At 48.2% G+C, this 20,075-nt stretch carries 18 protein-coding genes; 7 read left to right on the top strand and 11 right to left on the bottom strand.

Going from position 1 to position 20,075, the window contains the following annotated elements; all coding sequences use genetic code 11:
* The first annotated feature begins 131 nt into the window (after nt 1-131).
* The gene (gene msrB / locus C558_RS0104640) at nt 132-1,097 is read left to right on the top strand and encodes a peptide-methionine (R)-S-oxide reductase MsrB (RefSeq protein ID WP_018755069.1); all 966 of its coding nucleotides are present in this window, start codon (nt 132-134) and stop codon (nt 1,095-1,097) included.
* 77 nt (nt 1,098-1,174) lie between these two features.
* Here the strand turns inward: msrB and C558_RS0104635 are convergent, their stop codons facing one another.
* Complete coding sequence (locus C558_RS0104635; RefSeq protein ID WP_018755068.1) at nt 1,175-1,459, bottom strand: HesB/YadR/YfhF family protein; 285 nt, start codon at nt 1,457-1,459, stop codon at nt 1,175-1,177.
* A gap of 193 nt (nt 1,460-1,652) precedes the next feature.
* Between C558_RS0104635 and C558_RS0104630 the strand changes: the two genes are divergently transcribed.
* Nucleotides 1,653-2,603, top strand: a complete 951-nt coding sequence (locus tag C558_RS0104630; protein ID WP_018755067.1) for an L-lactate dehydrogenase — start codon at nt 1,653-1,655, stop codon at nt 2,601-2,603.
* Here the strand turns inward: C558_RS0104630 and melA are convergent.
* The 3 genes from melA to C558_RS0104615 form a co-directional block, all read right to left on the bottom strand.
* Nucleotides 2,596-3,894: an alpha-glucosidase/alpha-galactosidase gene (gene melA, locus C558_RS0104625; protein WP_018755066.1), complete on the bottom strand. Its 1,299-nt coding sequence runs from the start codon at nt 3,892-3,894 to the stop codon at nt 2,596-2,598. The genes C558_RS0104630 and melA overlap by 8 nt on opposite strands.
* 137 nt (nt 3,895-4,031) lie before the next feature.
* Nucleotides 4,032-4,292 carry a metal-sensitive transcriptional regulator gene (locus C558_RS0104620; RefSeq protein ID WP_018755065.1) on the bottom strand — a complete coding sequence of 87 codons (261 nt, stop codon included), beginning with the start codon at nt 4,290-4,292 and terminating at the stop codon, nt 4,032-4,034.
* A 19-nt stretch (nt 4,293-4,311) separates the two neighbouring features.
* A complete protein-coding gene (locus tag C558_RS0104615) occupies nt 4,312-6,807 on the bottom strand; it encodes a CoA-disulfide reductase (protein ID WP_018755064.1) in 2,496 nt (831 codons plus the stop codon).
* 135 nt (nt 6,808-6,942) lie between these two features.
* Here C558_RS0104615 and C558_RS0104610 point away from each other — a divergent pair, with 135 nt between their 5' ends.
* The gene (locus C558_RS0104610; RefSeq protein ID WP_018755063.1) at nt 6,943-7,803 is read left to right on the top strand and encodes an AraC family transcriptional regulator; all 861 of its coding nucleotides are present in this window, start codon (nt 6,943-6,945) and stop codon (nt 7,801-7,803) included.
* Nucleotides 7,804-7,909: 106 nt separating this feature from the next.
* Nucleotides 7,910-8,044, top strand: coding sequence for a hypothetical protein (locus C558_RS34930; RefSeq protein ID WP_281167096.1), 135 nt, complete (start codon nt 7,910-7,912; stop codon nt 8,042-8,044).
* Between the two features lie 212 nt (nt 8,045-8,256).
* On the opposite strand, the gene aspA is transcribed toward C558_RS34930, so the two are convergent.
* The 5 genes from aspA to C558_RS0104585 form a co-directional block, all read right to left on the bottom strand.
* Complete coding sequence (gene aspA / locus C558_RS0104605; protein ID WP_018755062.1) at nt 8,257-9,681, bottom strand: aspartate ammonia-lyase; 1,425 nt, start codon at nt 9,679-9,681, stop codon at nt 8,257-8,259.
* A 169-nt stretch (nt 9,682-9,850) separates the two neighbouring features.
* Nucleotides 9,851-11,074 (bottom strand): MFS transporter, encoded by a 1,224-nt coding sequence (locus C558_RS0104600; RefSeq protein ID WP_281167095.1) that lies wholly within the window; start codon nt 11,072-11,074, stop codon nt 9,851-9,853.
* Between the two features lie 34 nt (nt 11,075-11,108).
* A complete protein-coding gene (gene thiE / locus C558_RS0104595) occupies nt 11,109-11,798 on the bottom strand; it encodes a thiamine phosphate synthase (RefSeq protein WP_018755060.1) in 690 nt (229 codons plus the stop codon).
* On the bottom strand, nt 11,795-12,628 hold the full coding sequence (thiD, locus tag C558_RS0104590; protein ID WP_018755059.1) for a bifunctional hydroxymethylpyrimidine kinase/phosphomethylpyrimidine kinase: 834 nt from the start codon (nt 12,626-12,628) through the stop codon (nt 11,795-11,797). The genes thiE and thiD overlap by 4 nt, the downstream gene beginning before the upstream one ends.
* A gap of 289 nt (nt 12,629-12,917) precedes the next feature.
* Nucleotides 12,918-14,612, bottom strand: a complete 1,695-nt coding sequence (locus tag C558_RS0104585) for a M3 family oligoendopeptidase (RefSeq protein ID WP_018755058.1) — start codon at nt 14,610-14,612, stop codon at nt 12,918-12,920.
* 280 nt (nt 14,613-14,892) lie between these two features.
* Between C558_RS0104585 and C558_RS0104580 the strand changes: the two genes are divergently transcribed.
* The 3 genes from C558_RS0104580 to C558_RS0104570 all read left to right on the top strand — a co-directional run bounded on the left by C558_RS0104580 (nt 14,893) and on the right by C558_RS0104570 (nt 17,714).
* Nucleotides 14,893-15,939, top strand: a complete 1,047-nt coding sequence (locus C558_RS0104580; RefSeq protein ID WP_018755057.1) for an ABC transporter substrate-binding protein — start codon at nt 14,893-14,895, stop codon at nt 15,937-15,939.
* Between the two features lie 70 nt (nt 15,940-16,009).
* Entirely contained in the window at nt 16,010-16,936 is a 927-nt protein-coding gene (locus C558_RS0104575) for an ABC transporter permease (RefSeq protein WP_018755056.1), read from the top strand.
* Complete coding sequence (locus tag C558_RS0104570) at nt 16,920-17,714, top strand: ABC transporter ATP-binding protein (protein ID WP_018755055.1); 795 nt, start codon at nt 16,920-16,922, stop codon at nt 17,712-17,714. The genes C558_RS0104575 and C558_RS0104570 overlap by 17 nt, the downstream gene beginning before the upstream one ends.
* Before the next feature lie 61 nt (nt 17,715-17,775).
* Here the strand turns inward: C558_RS0104570 and C558_RS0104565 are convergent, their stop codons facing one another.
* On the bottom strand, nt 17,776-18,738 hold the full coding sequence (locus C558_RS0104565) for an acetylxylan esterase (protein ID WP_018755054.1): 963 nt from the start codon (nt 18,736-18,738) through the stop codon (nt 17,776-17,778).
* 84 nt (nt 18,739-18,822) lie between these two features.
* Nucleotides 18,823-20,070, bottom strand: coding sequence for a beta-ketoacyl-ACP synthase II (gene fabF / locus C558_RS0104560; protein ID WP_018755053.1), 1,248 nt, complete (start codon nt 20,068-20,070; stop codon nt 18,823-18,825).
* Nucleotides 20,071-20,075: the final 5 nt, after the last annotated feature.

The following is a 20,075-nucleotide window of genomic DNA, read 5'->3' as shown; positions in this document are numbered from 1 at the left end:
AACTCAGATAAAAAACCACTTGCTTTCCTTAAGGCAGCTTTAAGGTTTACGCTGTCCGATTTGTAACGGACCGCCACATCAATTATGATAAAGATCACAGTAACCCACTTAGAAACGGAGTGAAAACAACCATGTCATCTGCAACGAATCAAGCGTTAGCGACCTTTGCCGGTGGATGCTTCTGGTGTATGGTATCCCCCTTTGATGAAATGCCAGGAATCCATCAAGTCGTATCTGGATACACAGGCGGACTTACCGAGAACCCAACGTATAAGGAAGTCTGTTCCGAGACGACTGGTCATTACGAAGCCGTCCAAATTACGTTCGACCCTGCAATCTTCCCATACACGAGGCTGCTCGAACTCTTCTGGCAGCAGATCGACCCAACCGATGCTGGCGGACAGTTCTATGACCGCGGATCTTCTTACCGGACCGCCATCTTCTTCCATTCGGAGGAGCAGCGTGAGCAAGCCGAAGCATCGAAGCAAGCTCTCGCAGCGAGCGGACGTTTCGATAAGCCCATTGCCACCGAGATTCTACCTGCAGCTCCATTCTATGCAGCAGAAGATTATCATCAAGGCTACTATCGAACGAATCCATCTCATTATAAGCGTTACCGTACAGGATCTGGACGCGACGCCTTCATCGCAGCGCATTGGGGGAAGGCGATAAACAAGGATGAACTTCATACCAAGCTTACGCCAATCCAATATGAAGTAACACAAAACAACGGAACAGAACCACCGTTCCGCAATGAATTCTGGGATCATCATGGCGAAGGGATCTATGTCGACATCGTCTCCGGCGAGCCGCTATTCAGTTCGCTAGACAAATTCGATTCTGGATGCGGATGGCCGAGCTTCACGAAGCCGCTACGAGCCCATCAAGTCGTCGAGAAAGTCGATATGAGCCATCTCATGATCCGTACGGAGGTCCGAAGCAAAGAGGCCGATTCGCATCTTGGCCATGTGTTCAACGACGGACCTGGGGAGAATGGTCTACGATATTGCATCAACTCCGCTGCCCTTAGGTTTGTTCCTGTCGATCGCCTGGAGGAAGAAGGCTACGGCATCTACAAGAGTTTATTCCAAGCCTAATGCTGATTAGCCGTTGCTGACCCAACAAGAAACGCCGAAATCCGACCCACTGATGAGGGAGGATTTCGGCGTTTGCACTATGCTGACGGCATGAAGAACTTGATCTCCTCCCCTTCGCAATCAATCGTTAGGTTATGGCCTTCGAGGAACCATACATCCTGCTCTTCCATGTAGAACGTAATATGATTTTCGATAGCCATCAACCCGATGAACATTGGACGATCATGCTGGATCCCCAGCCAATAAGGCCCATCCTCACTCATTCCGCAACAACGGACAAAAATACGAACGACATCCCCACGAGCAAAGCCCCATTCCTTCTGAAAACATTCCACAGCAGATGTTGTCACATGCAGCTTCATCGGTTACCCTCCTCCATTCAATGGCCTTATCGTTATATATTCAAGATGTAAGCGGTTAAACCCAATATTTTCATAAAATGGCCATCGTTATTGCATACATATCTTTGTTTAGAGGGTACACTGTATGAGGACCTATATCATCTTACATACCGAGTAATAAGCTACAATTTTTTTGAAAATGGGAGTGTTTTTCATGAATGAACATCAACAACGTGTTACACGCGTCGCCTTAATTGGCTCCGGATTCGTCGGTGCAAGCTATGCTTTCGCACTATTAAACCAAGGCATTACGACTGAACTTGTCATTATTGATAAGAATGAATTTAAAGCGGAAGGGGATGCAATGGACCTGAACCACGGCATTCCATTTGCACCTTATATGAAAATATGGGCGGGCGATTATGAGGATTGCGCAACAGCCGATCTCGTGGTCATTACGGCAGGAGCGAACCAAGCACCTGGCGAAACGCGGCTAGATTTGATCAATAAGAATGCTTCGATCTTCAAAGGCATTGTCGATGGAGTCATGAAGAGCGGATTCCAAGGGATCTTCCTCGTCGCAACGAATCCTGTCGATGTCTTAACCTATGTCACGCAGAAGTACTCTGGATTGCCTGCGGGCCGTGTATTCGGTTCAGGTACAATCCTCGATACGGCGCGTCTTCGCTTCTTGCTCGGACAAGAATTCGATATTGACCCGCGAAGCGTGCATGCTTATGTCATGGGTGAGCATGGGGATACTGAATTACCGATTTGGAGCAACACGAATATCGGGGGCCGATCACTGCGTGATTATCAGCAGAAGCAAGGGTATCCATCGCAGGAGAAGCTGGATGAAATCTTCATTAATGTTCGCGATGCTGCATACCAAATTATTGAGCGCAAGGGCGCAACTTACTACGGTATCGCCATGGGGCTCGCCCGATTAACCAAGGCTATTCTGTGGAACGAGAATGCGGTGCTCTCCGTGTCGACGCTGCTAACAGGACAATATGGGCTAAATGACGTATACCTCGGTGTGCCTGCTGTTGTTAACCGTTCAGGCGTAAGAGAAGTGGTCGAACTAAAATTAGCCGAGGATGAGCTTCAGAAGCTGCACCACTCGGCCAATATTCTTAAACAGGCACTTCAATCCATTAAATAAATTTAGGTAGGTAATCTCCATGGGCCTCAATCAGTTCATCACACATCGCGATGATATCATCCATCGACAGCTCTGCAGCTGTATGCGGATCTAGCATTGCGGCGTGGTAGATGTGCTCTTTGCGGCCCGTCATTGCAGCTTCGATCGTCAGGAGCTGCGTATTGATATTCGTACGGTTCAATGCCGCACATTGCGGTGGAAGATTCCCGACATACGTTGGCGTTACCCCGTTACGATCCACAAGACACGGCACTTCGACACAAGCTTCACGCGGCAAGTTCGTAATCAATCCCGTATTCATCACGTTACCACCGATCCGGAACGGCTTATCTGTCTCAATTGCTTCCATGATGTGTGACGCATATTCATGCGTACGCTTATGCGTTAGATCGTTGTTATTCACCAGCGATTCGCGCATTCTCTTCCAGCCTTCAATTTGCTCAATACAACGGCGCGGATATTCATCTAATGGAATGTTGAAGCGCTCAATCAGCTCTGGGTAATTGCGTTTAATGAAGTACGGATGGTACTCCGCATTATGCTCCGAAGATTCCGTGATATAGTAACCGAATTTCAGCATCATTTCGTAACGAACCTTATCATGATGGCTCTCTTGCTGCTTAAGTGCTGCAAGGCGCTTGATCTCTGGGTACAAATCCTCTCCATCCTTCGTTACGTTCAGCAGCCATGCCATATGGTTAATGCCCGCGATTTGGTACTTAACACCCTGCGGTTCCAGGCCTAAATCATGGAACAAGCCTGGTACGCATGCTTGAACGCTGTGGCATAGACCTACCGTCTTAATACCCCCGTACGTATTCATAACATTCGTAAGTACAGCCATTGGGTTCGTATAGTTCATGAACAACGCATCAGGACATACCTCTTGCATATCTCTTGCAAAATCGAGCATAACCGGAATGGTACGCAAGTTCCGGAAGATCCCGCCAATCCCAACTGTATCGGCAATCGTCTGGCGCAAACCGTATTTTTTCGGAATTTCGAAATCCGTAATCGTACAAGGGTCATATCCACCCACTTGAATTGCATTTGCAACATACTTTGCACCGCGCAGCGCTTCTTTGCGATCGGTATAAGCCACAATTCGGCACGTGCTTCCGAGCGTATTTTTGAGATTATTCAGCATTTTCTCCGAATCTCTTAGACGCTCCAAATCAATATCGAACAAGGCAATTTCGAATCCTTGAAGCGCTGGGGTCATCATGCTATCGCCTAGGACATTTTTGGCAAATACTGTACTTCCCGCACCGAGAAATGTAATCTTAGACATCTGTTTCCGCCTCCATCAGGTTCATCAGTCAGGTCCCCTCAACCACTTGGGCCTCTTGTATTAACTATACTCAGCCCAAGTTCTTGGCACTATGGAAGGAAACAACATGAATATGGAGAAATGCAATATTTTATAGATTATCTACTCTTAACAAGCAGCTGAACCGCTTCCTGTATAACCTCATCCGGGTTATTCCCTTTGCCCAGCTCTTCCTTCACACACTCCGCTAGATTCGTTCCGACGACAAGACCTATCGTGCGGTCCACCGCGGTACGAATGGCCGAGAGCTGCGTAATGACATCACGGCAATCTTTTTCATTCTCCATCATGCGAAGCACACCTTGCACCTGTCCCTCAATTCTTCGCAATCGATTGCGCATCTGATCCGTATATTCCATTTTCCGACACCCCTCTTGTCTAAATAAATAAATTCAAGCCTGCATCTTCCGCATCGCCAAGGTAGGTTGCAACGCCGCCGTATTCTACACCATCGATTAATTCTTCTGCCTTGATCCCCATAATGTCCATACTCATCGTGCACGCTACGAGCTTAACGCCAACATCTACAGCATTCTTCATTAGCGTTTCCAGCGAGTCGACATTTTTGCGGTCCATCGCATATTGAATCATTTTAGCACCCATGCCGCCCATGTTCATCTTCGATAACGGCAGCGCCTTCGGTCCTTTAGGCATCATCATTCCGAACATTTTCTCCATCAGGTCCTTATCTACCGTCGTATCGCTTGGCCCAGACTTCCGCAGCACATTCAGTCCCCAGAATGTGAAGAACATCGTCACCGGTTTCCCCATGGCAGCCGCGCCCGTCGCGATGATGAACGATGCGATCGTCTTGTCCAAATCTCCGCTGAATACGACCAGTGTCGCACCATTTTTGACAGTACTAGATTGTGATTCCACTGCGTTGTTCACACTGCCTTTCTGAATCAACACACGACAGACTTTATTCTCGAAGGATGATTCCAGCAACGTATTGCCTGTCTTCTCACACCATGATGCGATATCGCTCGAGAACCCTGGATCGGTCGCAGTAACTTCAGCAATCTCGCCATCCTTCATATGACTGATTGTCTGATATACCTGTAGAATCGGACCCGGACACTGCAAGCCGCAAGCATCTACCGTTACCTGAATGGTGCGGGGCTGCGTCACAACCGATTGCACCGTCTCCTCAGCTGCAGCCACAGTCGATACCACCTCTGCGTCTACCTCACGCTTCTGTTTTCGCTTCTCCATATCCGCTTGTTCCCTCCGAATCACGCCATAGGTTTTGTACCCACCATCCACATTCTTCACTTGGCGCCCATGTTCACTCAGAATCCGTGCTCCGAGATAACCTCGCAGTCCAACCTGACATGAGACGTACACGGTCTGATCCGCAGGAATGTCCTGCATTCGATTGCGCAGCTCACCAAGTGGAATGTTGATTGATCCCGGAATGAAGCCCGCTTCCCGCTCGATTGGTTCTCGAACGTCAATAACGAGCCCGCCTTGCGCGATAATCTCATCGATCTCATGCCACTGTACGGTTTCTACGAGTCCATCAACGATGTTAGAAGCGACGTAACCTGCCATATTAACAGGATCCTTCGCCGATGAGAACGGTGGTGCATAGCTCAGTTCCAGATCTGGCAAATCGAGAACCGTCAAGCCACCCTTGATCGCCGTGGCAATGACATCGATTCGTTTGTCTACCCCATCGGCTCCTACAGCTTGAGCGCCATAGATCTGCCCTGTCTCCTTATTGAACACCAGTTTCAAGGAAATCGGTGAAGCGCCTGGGTAATAACCGGCATGAGAGCTCGGATGGACATGAATCACTTCATAATCGATACCTAACTTGCTCAGCGTCTTTTCATTGCTGCCTGTCACGGCAGCCGTGAGATCGAATACTTTCACGATCGCTGTACCTAATGCCCCGGCGTAGGCAACCTTCTTGCCGTTAATATGGTCAGCGACTAATCGGCCTTGACGATTCGCACCCCAGGCGAGCGGCACCATCGTCTTGAAGCCATGAATGTAATCGTTCACCTCGACCGCATCCCCGATTGCATAAACAGTCGGATCACTCGTCTGCATGGATGGATTCACTTGAATAGCCCCTTGAACCCCTAAATCAAGTCCTGCGTCTTTGGCAAGCTGATTCTCCGGCTGAACGCCAATCGCAAGGATGATCATATCGGTGTTTATTCTTCTGCCGCTCGTTAATTGAATCGTCTTCCCATGTGCTTCAAATGCAGCAACACCGTCTTCCAGAATAAGCTCGATCCCTTTCGCCGTCATATGCTGCTGAACAATTGCGGCCATCTCCACATCCAGCGGTGCCATGACCTGATTCTGCATTTCAACCAATGCCACTTCAAGACCGCGTTCCCGCAGATTCTCCGCCATCTCCACCCCGATGAACCCGCCGCCAATAACAACCGCATGCTTCGGCTGCGCTTGATCAACATAGGATTTGATGCGATCCGTATCGGGAATGTTACGAAGCGTGAATAAGGAAACTTCTGCTTCCTCAATCCCTGGGATCTGCGGACGGATCGGCTTCGCTCCAGGCGATAAGATAAGGAGGTCATATGCCTCTTCATATGTCTCACCCGTTACGACATGACGCACTTCCACAACTTTACGATCCCGATGAATCGCGGTGACTTCACTATAGTTACGAACATCCAGATTAAATTTACCGGACATCCCTTCAACGGTCTGAACCAACAACTTCTTACGATCCTTGATTACATCTCCAATATAATAAGGCAGTCCGCAATTGGCGAACGAGATATGCTCCCCACGTTCGAACATGACGATTTCGTCCTGCTCACTTAATCTCCGCAAGCGCGCTGCTGCACTCGCACCTCCAGCTACGCCACCGACAATAACAATCTTCTTCCCCATCATGTTAGCTCCTCTCTGCTTAACCTCGAAATAATAATAATAAATACCCCACGGGGTATATTATAGAGCATAACCATTCCCAAGTCCAGCGACCTGTGGTAGGCTGTCCGTAAGAGACTTTGTGAGGTGACATCCATGTATCGAGAGCCCTTCGTCCGAATGGTCGTCAATCCATATCCGGCTCCTGGCGAGCTCGAACCATTATTTAGCGGAGAATCGCAAACCGAGCCTCTGCATCATATGGGGCCAACATTTATAGACTATTACCTTGTACATTACGTCATTTCGGGACGTGGAACATTTCAATTGCGTGGTCGAACGTACGAATTAGGCACAGGTGATAGTTTCTTCATCTTCCCAAAGGAAATGTACAAATATCAAGCGGATGAAGAAGATCCTTGGCATTACTGTTGGATGGCCTTCCTCGGTACGGGCGTTGACCCGCTCTTGCAGCAATTGCAGATCACGCCCCAGAATCCGATCGTGCATACCGTAGATCATCGACGAATGCATCCCTTATATCGTAGGTTATACAACACCTTGCAACAAGGCGATCCCTTATGCGAGTTGGAGAGTACAGGCTATATGAAGCTGATATTCGCAACTTACGGACGGTCTCAAACAGCCTACAGCCATATCCCACCGCTCGACGCCAAATCGGATATTGAACGCCAAGTAGAGCAAGCTGTTCGTTGGCTGACCTATCAATACGCAGAACAAGTGTCCATTGAACAAATGTCACACGCATTAGGTTATAACCGCATCTATCTGTCCAAAATGTTCAAACAAATCATTGGGATGTCACCCATGCAGTTTCTAACGAAAATCCGCATGGAACGTGCACAATCCATCCTTGGCACGAAGCTTACGATTGATCAGATTGCTTCATCTGTTGGCTTCAAAGACCCACTATATTTCTCCAAGCAGTATAAGAAATTTCATGGCATTGCGCCTTCCGAACACCGTGCACTTATGCACAGCAGAACTTCCAATTGACTCCAACCTGTTACAAAAAGAAGCGGCCCGAAGTTTATGCAACTTCAGACCGCTCCTGCTATTAATTCCATTTCTTAACGGGTTCATCCCATTTGGAGCCATGCTGGTGAAGACAACGGGTATTGAACAACTTCGCCATGATGACCATAATACACCCGCAAACTCTGCATTCTCTACCCTCATATTCCTGACAACGCATGCAGGATGCGAGTCGATGATGATAGGTGTCATCATCGACTAGATTAAATGAATCCGAACACTCAATCCTCTTGATCATGCGCTCAATTGCCTCATCTGTTATCATTCGTGAATCAGTACAGCCTATGCAGTTTCCATTCATCCATACTCACCGCCTATCTTTCCATCGAATGGGATTGGAAATATTTTACGATAACTACAGATGATTGGCAGTAATATTCCTCACAAAAGCGATATGAATGCTTGTATCCGATCTTATTCCCGATCTAACAGCGCTGCGCCAGCAATGCCTGGATGCGTCATTTCAAATGGATCCAAGATGATATTTAACTCCTCTTCACTAAGAAGGTTATGCTCTAGAATCAGATCCCGCACAGCTCTTCCGGTCTCAATCGCAAGTCGTGCGATCCGTGCAGCCGCTTCATAGCCTAGATGCGGATTAAGCGCAGTAATGATCCCAACGCTGCGATCCACATAGTCTTTGCATTGCTCCACATTCGCTTCAATGCCTTCCACACAATCTTTGCGGAAGACTTGGAAGACTTGGTTCATGATCCGAAGGGATTGCAGCAGGTTGAACACAAGGACAGGCTCCATCACGTTCAATTCGAGTTGTCCCGCTTCCGATGCAAGACAAATCGTGTGGTCATTACCGATCACTTGGAACGCTACCTGATTGACGACCTCACACATGACAGGATTCACCTTGCCTGGCATGATGGAAGAACCCGGTTGGCGGGCCGGAAGACGAATTTCGCCAAGTCCTGCGCGTGGACCTGATGCCATGAGCCGAAGATCATTGGCGACTTTGGACATGTTGATCATACAGACTTTGAGCGCGGCAGATACTTCGGTATAGGCATCCGTATTCTGCGTTGCATCAATCAGATCTTCCGCATTTTCCAGTGGGAATCCGCTGATCGAAGCCAAGGTCTCGACGACGCGTGTAATATATCGTGGGTCAGCATTCAGCCCTGTCCCTACAGCCGTTGCACCCATGTTCACTTCATATAGATGTTGTCTTGTCTGCCCAATCCGATGAATGTCGCGCTGCAATACTCTCGCATATGCTGCGAACTCTTGCCCAAGGCGAATCGGAACGCCATCTTGTAGATGCGTTCTACCCATTTTGATGACATGATCGAATTCGGCTGATTTCTTCAAAAAGGCTTCCCGAAGTTGTTCCATCGTCACGAGCAGCTTTTCGATACATGCTAGTGTTGCAATATGAATGGCTGTTGGGAACGCATCATTCGTCGATTGCGCCATATTTACGTGCGTATTCGGGCTAATCGCGAGATAATCTCCTTTTTCCTTACCCATCAGCTCCAAGGCGCGATTGGCGATGACTTCATTCGCATTCATGTTAATCGATGTCCCCGCTCCGCCTTGAATCGGATCGACCACGAATTGTTCGTGCCACTGTCCTACGATGATCTCATCTGCCGCTTGTACGACAAATTCGCCGATATGTGCAGGTAACCGTCTAATCTCCATATTCGTAAGCGCCGCGGCCTTCTTGACCATCACGATCGCTTTAATTAATTCCTCATCCATACGATAACCCGTAATCGGAAAATTATCGATTGCGCGTGCTGTCTGAATACCATAATAGACATTCGCTGGCACTTCCTTCGTTCCTAGAAAATCCTTCTCAAGACGTACTTGTGCTTGTACCATCATTCATTCCCCCTAATAGGTCAGAGCAGTTATGGAACGGTTCCTGAAGCGGTGACGAATCGTTCGTAAGCGTTTACAGGACCATTATATCATATGAAAATTTTAAATCTAGTAAGGACCCCAAACATCCTATGATCTTTGGAGTCCATACGAATCTTATGCCATAGCGTTAAGCCTTTATCGTGCTCGGCTCCGAATCATGACGGATATCAATCGAACGTTGACTACTCATGACAAGTGCACATATCCCGCTCAACACCGTAAGAATCGCGAGGCTAATCATATACGTTGAAATGCCGAACCAGTCCAGACATGCGCCCGTTGCGAGCAGCGCGACTTGGAACATGATCCGGTCTAACATTCCGCGAAAAGAAAAAAATCGTCCTTGCGCTTCTTGAGGGATTTTGATCTGGAAAATCGTCGAGATCATCGGGAAGAAAAAGGCGACAGCGCATCCGAAGAGTGCAAATGAGCCCAATACGGCGAATCGACTCTCGCTAAAAGACAATCCAATAAATGCTAGAGCGAATAGGAACATAAAGAGATTCGAATAGAACATCAAATTCCGCGTACCCATCAGTCTTTTGGCTAACAAACTAATCAGTAGAATACTCATGCCTTCCACGGTATAGATCCAGCCCATCAAATCGGGTGAATGCTGAATCGTGCTGAATTTCAATACGAGGAGATTAAATCCACCTAGGAATAATGTCAGTACTCCAGCATTCATCAGCGTGATCAGGATAGCAGGTTCCTGGCGAATCATCGGAAAAATTTCCTTAAACTTCATCTTCTCGCGTTTGCGAGCTGCTGATCCTTCAAGCCGCGGGATGTGAAGCAAAGGATTCAATATGACGAGCACCACATAGAAAATGAGCGACATCAGATAGAGCGTAAACAAATCAAACACGAGCACCATAACACCAGCAAGTGCGGTACCTCCAATACGCGCGATGGTCGTAATATTGAAGTAAAGACTGTTCGCTTTGAGCAGTTCATTCTTCGGTACAATCGCAGGCAATGAGGCTTGAACCGCCGGCATATACACCGTAGCTGCAAGTTGCATGATGACGACCGAGATCAACATGAATGCAATGGATTGGAAATGCAGCGCTGCAAACATGGAGATCGGTGCAAAACATCGAAATATGCTTGTAAATAACAAAATTTTACGTTTGTCGTACTTGTCGACCCATACGCCGGCTTGAGGAGAGATCAGAACCCCTAAAAATAGGCCGACCATCAGAATTAAGCTCTTCCCAAAATCCGAGGGCACCAAGTGCTGCATAAATTGCAGATTCGCGATTACGCTAACCCAGATGCCTGTGCCTGCAATAACCTCACCCAACATCAGAATCATAAATGTTCGATTTCGTAATAAAATACGGTTCACCTCCCCAAAAAAACATATTTATCCATTATATCACTTACGGGAGGTGGTCAAGAGAAGATTTGTAGGTAAGATTGTTCCGCAGCACAGTCTGTCTTAATCTCGACGTCTCCACGCGAACATCTTCCGCCATCGTGATGGTTGATACCACAGCAACCCCATCGGCTCCGGCTAGCAGGACGGCATCTGCCCGATCCGCCGTGATCCCACCGATACCAACGATCGGAATGGTGATGCCTCGGGCACGCAGCTCGCGAATCAACCTCGTTCCTTGTACGGCCTGGGCATCCAGCTTCGTTGATGTTGCATAGATCGGACCGATCCCAAGATAATCCGCCCCCTCATCGATTGCTCGCTCTGCTTCTTCGAGGTTATGCACGGATACGCCAATAATTCGGTCGCTGAGCCGCTCACGAACTTCATGCAGCGGGGCATCCTCTTGACCAATATGGACGCCATCGGCCTGTAAGGCCGCGGCCCATTCGATATCATCATTGATGATGAATGGGATCCCGTGCCCCTGACATCTGCTCTGAACTTGTCGTGCAAAACCATCTCTAGCCTCGCCTGCTAACGCATTCGGGCCTTTTTCCCGCAACTGAAACAATGTAATACCCCCTGCAATTGCTAGATCCACGACGTCTAACGGGTTCAACTTACAATTCGAGCTGCCCATAACCAGATACAACTTCATCCAATTCCGAATACGCTGCACATCTGCTCTCATGCCCTCACCAACTCTCTGAACGCGAAATGATTCGTAGGTCCATGGCCATTGCCAATACTAAGGGAGTGAACAATCGCGGCTTGAATAAAAAATTTAGCGATGGATACGGCATGCAAAATGTCTGTCCCTTTGGCGAGTTCAGCGGTTAGAGCCGCTGCAAAGGTACATCCTGTTCCATGGGTGTGGCGTGTATTCACACGGTGACTTGCGATCTCTATGAACTGCGTGCCATCGTAGAAGAGGTCCACGACCTGTTCGCCGCTCATTTCATCATGACCGCCTTTTAGAATGACATGACGCGTGCCCATATGGATCAAAGCTTTACAAGCTTCTTTTCGCTGCTCCATATTGCGAATAGATAGACCTGTTAATACTTCAGCTTCTGGGATATTGGGTGTAACGACATAGGATAGTGGAATCAGCTCCTCTCGAAGCGAACGGATTGCTTCGGTCATTAGGAGCGCAGAGCCACCTTTTGCAATCATCACTGGGTCCACGACGACGCGCTTCCAACCAAATCTCCGGACCTGCTCCGCAACCCCTCGAATGATCTCTGAGCTAAACAACATGCCGGTCTTGACTGCATCCACACCCATGTCGGTGGCGACGGACTCAATTTGCTGGTGCACTGCTTCGGGAGACATCGGATATACCGCTTGAACCCCCAGCGTATTCTGTGCCGTTATGGCCGTTATGGCTGTCATACCATACACCTGCAGCTCTTGGAAGGTCTTGAGGTCTGCCTGTATGCCAGCACCCCCGCCACTGTCCGAGCCCGCGATCGTTAATGCTTTTGCTATGGAATGCGTTGTAGAATATGGATCATTCATGTATCGCCCCAACCTTTCATGCCTATCAGATCAGGAGACGAGGGCAATAACGCAGTAAGATTCGAGGCTAGAGCTCCCCTCTCTCCTCAATCGAAGAGACGTGAGCGCCGGACACGATCTTAAAAAACACTATGCGGGAGGCATAGTGTTCTTAAGTACACACGTTCTCTTCCTACGCTGGCATTACCCAACAGGTTCAAACGGTCTACGACGGATTAGTCATACTCTCAGCTTGCTTCCACAGGCTCCCGATCTGCATATGCTATTTTTTTGATTAAGCACGCAGCACTTACAGTGCCGTATCGTCCACCGCGTTCAACCAATTCTCGATCACGTCGATGACCGATGCAACGCATCCATCCTCGAATGGAGAGATGAGCTTCGCTTCCTTCACAAGCTCAAGGAACGATTTGCTGCCCCCTTGCTTACAGAGGTGCAAGTAATCCGACCATGCTTGCTCACGGTTCTCGTGCATCTTCTTCCAGAATTGGAATGCACAGATTTGCGCTAAGGTATAGTCGATATAGTAGAACGGTGAACGGAAGATATGTCCTTGCTGGTGCCAGAATCCACCGCGCTCTAGGTACGCTTGATCTTCATACTGGCGATGCGGCAAATATTTGCGTTCAATGTCGCGCCAAGCCTGTTTACGCTCCGCTGGTGTCGCATTTGGATTCTCATAGACGAAATGCTGGAATTCGTCCACCGATACCCCATACGGTATGAAGAGCAAGGCTTCTGCCAAGTGATTGAACCGGTATTTATCCGTATCTTCCTTGAAGAAATATTCCATACAAGGCCAGCAGAAGAACTCCATACTCATCGAATGAATTTCACAGGCCTCATAGGTTGGGAACGCGTATTCCGGCGTCTCATAATCACGGCTTTCGAATACTTGGAACGCATGACCTACCTCGTGTGTTAACACATCGATATCATGCGAGGTCCCGTTGAAGTTGGAGAAAATATACGGTGAACGGTAACCGCTAATATATGTGCAATACCCTCCGCTTTGTTTTCCCTTCTTCGCAACAAGATCCATCAAATCTTTATCCATCATGAATTGGAAGAACTCATCCGTCTCTGGCGACAATTCTGCATACATCTTCGCACCATTCTGAATAATCCATTCAGGATCGCCCTTCGGCGTCGCATTGCCAGATTTGAAGCTGAATTTATCATCATAATAGTGTAAGCTATCCACGCCGATCCGGTTGCGTTGACGTTCTTTCAATTTCATTGCAACGGGTACGATCTTCTCTTGCACTTGCTTGCGGAAGTTAGCGACCATTTCGGCATTATAATCCGTACGGCTCAAGTTCGCGTAAGCCATTTCTACATAGTTGTTGAAACCCAGCTTATGCGCCATTTTGGTTCTGAGCTTCACCATCTCATCATATATACGATCAAATTCTGCTTCATGTTCGGCAAAGTATTCATACTTCGCTTCAGAGGCTCTGCGGCGCATGTCGCGATCCGTCGAGAGTCCGAAAGGCGCCAATTGCGACAGCGTACGCTCTTCCCCTTCAAAAGGAATGCGAGCGGCAGCAATCAACTTCGAATATTCCGTACCTAACTTGTTCTCTGCTTGCAGATCTTCAATAATATCTGGATGGAAGGTCTTCAGCGACAATTCTGCTAGCTGGAATAACTGGCGGCCCCATTTCGCTTCCAAGCCTTCACGAAACTTCGAATTCACAAGTACACGGTAATAATCGGTTATGTATTCTTGAATGACGGGACCCGTCTCATCGATGAAATCTTGCTCTGCCTTATAGAATTCATCATTCGTATCGATCGAATGGCGAATCATCACGAGCTCGAATTGGGTACTCACATCACTGCGAAGCTTGTTGATTTTGCCGATTAACGCATCTTGGGCTTCCAGGGATGTTGCCTCATTAAATTCTTGGATTAAAGCTTTGAATTGCTCTTCAATTTGGGCAACATCAGGTCGTTCATAACGATACTCACTAAACTTCACATGGACACAACCTTTCACTTAAATTGAATAAATTAGGAAATATCTTCTATTATACGATAAATATGTGCTTCCTTCTAATAGTAATTTTGTATGATAGATTCTTATACAGCGTCCCGAATATCTATGCAAAAATAAATGTTTGACGGATTTGTTAACGCCTATTAAACTATGAATAATATTATTTACCAATGTCAGATTTTTGATTTTTTTTGCTCTATTACTTTATGGAGTAAAAGGGTAAAAGCGTTAATGAGACAAAAATAGAAAAGGGGTAATTGGAATGAAAAAAAAGCTAAGCTTGATACTCATGATGACCACTCTCCTTATCGCTCTTGCCGCTTGCGGCCAGAAGACTGCGAGTGATACTCCAGGTAATGGCGGTACGACTTCTGAAGGGGCAGCAAGTGAATCGAAGACTTACACGATTGCGATCTCGCAAATTGTTGAACATCCATCGCTGGATGCTACACGTGAAGGATTTATCGCTGCGCTCAAAGATGCAGGAATCGTAGAAGGCACAAATTTGAAAATTGATTACAATAACGCACAAGGCGACAATACGAATAACTTATCGATTGCACAGAAAATTGCCAGTGGCAAGAACGACCTCGTCTTCGCGATTGCTACACCATCAGCACTCGCTGTTGCGCAACAAGTGAAAGACGTCCCCGTTGTATTCGCTGCAGTGACAGATCCGCTTAGCGCGAAAATCGTAAGCAATCTGGATCAACCGGGAGGCAATATTACAGGGGCTTCGGATACGAATCCGGAAGCAACGACGAAGCTCGCAGATTTCATTGCAAGCAATTTCCCGAATGTCAAGAACATCGGGCTCGTCATCAATGAAGGTGAGCCGAATGCCGTCGTCATGGCGAAGAAGGCAGAAGAAGAATTCAAGAAGCACAATATCGGCCTCGTCAAAGCGGCTGTGACCAATACATCGGAAGTGAAACAAGCTGCTGAATCGTTAATCGGCCGCGTCGATGCGTTCTATATTACGCTCGATAATATGGTTGTAAGCGGAGTAGATGGTATTATTCAAGTAGCAAATGACAAGAAGCTTCCTTTCTTCTCCAGCGATCGCGATACGGTTGAGAAAGGCGCATTCGCTACAGTAGGCTTCAAATATTTCGACCATGGTTACCAAGCAGGTCAAATGGCGGTCGACATTCTGAAGAACGGCAAAAAACCAGGCGAGATGAAGGTATCCATGCAAGAGAAGCTCGATCTGATCCTGAACTTGAAATCCGCAGCTGCACAAGGTATTACCGTAACGGATGACATGAAAAAGGCCGTACAAGACCCTGAAAAAAATATTATTCAATAATGAACTTTCCAGTGGAGTGAACTTCAAGCGAGTTCACTCTTTTTTCTAACTAACTTAGGAGGTTGTATGTATGGTAGATTCGTTAATCGGAGCGATAGAACTTGGTCTTCTATATGCTTTAATGGCTGTTGGCGTGTACATCACGTTCCGTATTCTCGATTTCCCCGATCTAACCGTAGACGGTAGCTTCGCAACGGGAGGCGCGATTGCAGCGGTCATGGTCTCACATGGATATTCGCCGATCTTGGCAACCATCGTAGCACTGATTGGCGGGATGCTCGCTGGTGCATGTACTGGGCTGCTTCATACGAAAGGGAAAATTAACGGATTGTTGTCCGGTATTCTCATGATGATTGCCCTCTACTCCATCAATATGCGCATTATGGGCCGACCGAACATTTCCTTGCTTGGATCGGACACGCTCTTCACTGGAATCCATCCATTGATCTTGATGCCCATCGTTGTCATTGTTGTGAAGCTGTTACTGGACTACTTCCTGCATACAGATCTCGGCCTTGCTCTACGAGCAACAGGCGATAACGCACGCATGATCCGCAGTTTCGGTGCTCACACCGACAATACGACGATTCTGGGCCTCAGCATTTCCAATGGATTAGTCGCATTATCCGGCGCCTTGATTGCGCAGCAATCCGGCTTCGCGGATATTTCAATGGGCGTGGGAATGATCGTCATCGGCCTTGCATCGGTGATTATCGGGGAAGCGATCTTCGGTGCAAGAACGGTATTCTGGGCGACACTCGCCGCGATCCTGGGCTCTATTGTCTACCGGATTGTCGTCGCCTTCGCCCTCCGTGTGGAATGGCTCGATGCTTCGGACTTGAAGCTAATTACAGCGGTTATTGTTATTGTCGCTCTCTTCTTGCCATCCTTCCAACGCTCTGTGCGGCAGAAGAATATCGCCAAGAGACGCGCAGCTGAATTATCATCCATCGCAGCCAAGCAGGAAGGGGTTACACGCAATGCTTCAAATTTCTAACGTCTCCAAGATGTTTAATCCCGGAACACCGGATGAGAAAATTGCACTAACGAATATCCAGCTGCAGTTGAACCCAGGTGACTTCGTTACCGTCATTGGCAGTAATGGTGCAGGCAAATCCACGCTCATGAATATTATCTCCGGCGTGATGACCCCGGACTACGGTGACGTACGAATCGACGGTACAGCGGTTGCTCATCTTCCAGAATTCCGCCGCAGTCGCTGGATCGGCCGTGTATTCCAAGATCCGATGGCCGGAACAGCCCCGCGCATGACGATTGAAGAAAATCTTGCAATCGCGTATACACGCGGTAAATCTCGCGGATTGTCATTCGGAGTAAATAAGAAGAAGCGTGAATTCTTTTATGAGCAGCTCCAGCGTCTTGGGATCGGTCTGGAGAATCGCTTACGCGCCAAAGTCGGGTTATTGTCCGGCGGTGAGCGTCAAGCGTTAAGCCTATTAATGGCGACGTTCACGAAGCCGCAGATCCTACTGCTCGACGAGCATACAGCAGCACTTGATCCGTCTCGTGCCGAGCTGATTACGACGTTAACGAAGAACATCGTACGCGACATGCAGCTCACGACGCTCATGGTGACGCACAATATGGATCAAGCGATCCGTCTTGGCAATCGATTAATTATGATGGATAAAGGACGCATCATTATGGATGTAAGCGAAGAACGCAAGAAGACGCTCACCGTCCCGCAATTGCTCGGCGAATTCGAATCAATCAGCGGACAGGCACTCTCAGATGATCGTGTTGTCCTAGGATAATATAAGAAGCCCCTATCGCCTCGTATGCGATAGGGGCTTCTTTATGCCTAGATAGCGTAGATCAGTTTCGTCCAAGAAAAAACTGGATGGTCTTGTCCCAGAATCCCGGCAAATATTCATGCCCGAAATCCGGGAATATCTCTACCCGCTTCTTCGACTTTATTTTGTTATAGGCAGCAAACTGTGTGGAAGGCGGACAGATCGTATCAGCCAGACCTACAGCCATCATGACTTCCCCTTGGATCCGATCGGCCAGATACTGAATATCAATGTACCCCAGCTTCTTAAATATCTCCGACTCCCGCTCATGCTGAGGATCAAACATTCGGAAATATCTCCGAAGCTCCTCATAGGCATCCTTCGCCAAATCCATCTCCCAGACCCTTCGATAATCACATAAGAATGGATACATCGGCGCCAATTTCTTCACTCGCGGTTCCAGTGCCGCGCATGCGATGGTTAATGCTCCGCCTTGTGACCCGCCACAAGCGAACAATTGCTCCGGATCGCATTCCGGCAAATTCAAGGCAATACGTGCGAGCTGTGCGGTGTCCAGGTAAATATGCCGGAACAATAAATTGTCTGGATGATCGTCTAAACCGCGAATAATATGCCCATTGTGCGTATTCCCTTTTACACCGCCGACATCTTCGGATAATCCCCCTTGACCGCGCACATCCATGGCAAGCACGGAGTATCCGAGTGATACGAGCGCAAGCTTATCGGCCCACTCCCCGGCATTCCCGGTATATCCATGAAATTGGAGAACAACGGGATGCTTATCCGTAACTTGCCTAGGGCGCAGATACTTCGCATGGATGCGGGCACCTCGCACGCCATTGAAATACAAGTCAAAACATTCGGCTCCCGGTGTCTGGAATTGGCTCTGCACAAGCTCAGTTTCCGGATCGGTCGCACGCAGTTCCTTCAAGGCACGTTCCCAATACGCGTCAAAATCATCGGGACGTGGATTGGTTCCTTTATATTCGTACAATTGCTCTAATGGTAAGTCTATTAAAGGCATATCGATCATCCTTCCGACAATGTAATCATTGCTTATTCCCGATGTTACGTTGTCTTCATATGCCTGTCAATATATGGATCAACGTCATTTCAATAACGGTTCGTATTTTTGCAAGAGAATCACAGCGTTATGTCCGCCAAATCCGAAGGAGTTCGACATGCCGATCTGTACATCCGCTTGACGCGCGACGTTCGGGACGTAATCCAAGTCACAGGCGGGGTCCGGTTGATCCAAGTTAATCGTTGGAGGAATGACCCCCTCCATGAGTGTCTTCACGAGAGCAATGGCTTCGACCCCGCCTGACGCGCCAAGCAAATGACCGAGCATCGATTTGTTCGCCGTCACAGGGATGCGGTATGCAGCCTCGCCGAATACACGCTTAATTGCAGCGGTCTCGGAGATATCACCGAGTTCGGTGCTCGTCGCATGTGCACTAATCACATCGACCTGATCTGGCGTAATTCCTGCGTCGCTTAGCGCCTTCGACATCGCCCGCGACGCTCCTAACCCTTCGGGATGTGTCGCAACCATATGATACGCATCTGAGGTTGCACCATAACCGATTACCTCACCGTAGATCGTCGCATTACGGCTCTGTGCATGCGTAAGTGATTCGAGCACTAAGATTCCTGCGCCCTCTCCCATCACGAATCCATCCCGACCTTGATCGAACGGCCGGCTTGCTTGTTCGGGCGTATCATTCCGTGTAGATAAGGCTGTCGCATTCCCGAAGCCAGCTAACGATATTTCCGTTATTGCTGCCTCTGCACCGCCTGCTAGGATCACATCCGATTCACCCGATCGAATCGAACGAAAGGCTTCCCCGATCGCTGTATTGCCTATGGAACAAGCTGTCACAGGTGACATTGTCGACCCTAACGCTTGATATTTCATACTGATGAGCGCCGCGGCCATATTCGAGATCATCATCGGCACAAGCGTTGGACTTACTCGTTCAGGTCCGCGCTCTTGCAATACGCCGTCTTGTTGTAATAAAGTCTGAATCCCACCGATCCCTGAGCCGACGTAGACGCCAAACCGTTCATGATCGATTTGGTCCATTTGTAGCCCAGATTGTTCGACCGCTTGATCTGCTGCAGCAACGGCGAATTGGCAGAATCGATCCATACGTCTCGCTTCTTTGCGCCCAAATTGCGCCTCCGCATCAAAACCTCTAACTTCACCAGCGATTTTCGCTTTATGTCTTGCTGTATCAAATGATTGAATATGCGAAATACCAGACTTCCCTTGAACCATCGCATCCCATAAGGTGTCGATATCATTCCCTAGCGGCGAGATTGCGCCCATCCCTGTAATTACGACTCTTTCCATACTGA

The organism is Paenibacillus terrigena DSM 21567 (genome assembly GCF_000374845.1).
Lineage (GTDB): Bacteria > Bacillota > Bacilli > Paenibacillales > Paenibacillaceae > Paenibacillus_K > Paenibacillus_K terrigena.
The sequence above is the reverse complement of the archived record's forward strand: the minus strand, read 5'-3'. Positions and strand labels throughout refer to the sequence as shown.

Coding starts and splice junctions, on each gene's coding strand:
- msrB (WP_018755069.1), top strand. CDS start 132: ATGTCATCTGCAACGAATCAAGCGTTAGCGACCTTTGCCGGTGGATGC.
- C558_RS0104635 (WP_018755068.1), bottom strand. CDS start 1,459: ATGAAGCTGCATGTGACAACATCTGCTGTGGAATGTTTTCAGAAGGAA.
- C558_RS0104630 (WP_018755067.1), top strand. CDS start 1,653: ATGAATGAACATCAACAACGTGTTACACGCGTCGCCTTAATTGGCTCC.
- melA (WP_018755066.1), bottom strand. CDS start 3,894: ATGTCTAAGATTACATTTCTCGGTGCGGGAAGTACAGTATTTGCCAAA.
- C558_RS0104620 (WP_018755065.1), bottom strand. CDS start 4,292: ATGGAATATACGGATCAGATGCGCAATCGATTGCGAAGAATTGAGGGA.
- C558_RS0104615 (WP_018755064.1), bottom strand. CDS start 6,807: ATGGGGAAGAAGATTGTTATTGTCGGTGGCGTAGCTGGAGGTGCGAGT.
- C558_RS0104610 (WP_018755063.1), top strand. CDS start 6,943: ATGTATCGAGAGCCCTTCGTCCGAATGGTCGTCAATCCATATCCGGCT.
- aspA (WP_018755062.1), bottom strand. CDS start 9,681: ATGGTACAAGCACAAGTACGTCTTGAGAAGGATTTTCTAGGAACGAAG.
- thiE (WP_018755060.1), bottom strand. CDS start 11,798: ATGAGAGCAGATGTGCAGCGTATTCGGAATTGGATGAAGTTGTATCTG.
- thiD (WP_018755059.1), bottom strand. CDS start 12,628: ATGAATGATCCATATTCTACAACGCATTCCATAGCAAAAGCATTAACG.
- C558_RS0104580 (WP_018755057.1), top strand. CDS start 14,893: ATGAAAAAAAAGCTAAGCTTGATACTCATGATGACCACTCTCCTTATC.
- C558_RS0104575 (WP_018755056.1), top strand. CDS start 16,010: ATGGTAGATTCGTTAATCGGAGCGATAGAACTTGGTCTTCTATATGCT.
- C558_RS0104570 (WP_018755055.1), top strand. CDS start 16,920: ATGCTTCAAATTTCTAACGTCTCCAAGATGTTTAATCCCGGAACACCG.
- C558_RS0104565 (WP_018755054.1), bottom strand. CDS start 18,738: ATGCCTTTAATAGACTTACCATTAGAGCAATTGTACGAATATAAAGGA.
- fabF (WP_018755053.1), bottom strand. CDS start 20,070: ATGGAAAGAGTCGTAATTACAGGGATGGGCGCAATCTCGCCGCTAGGG.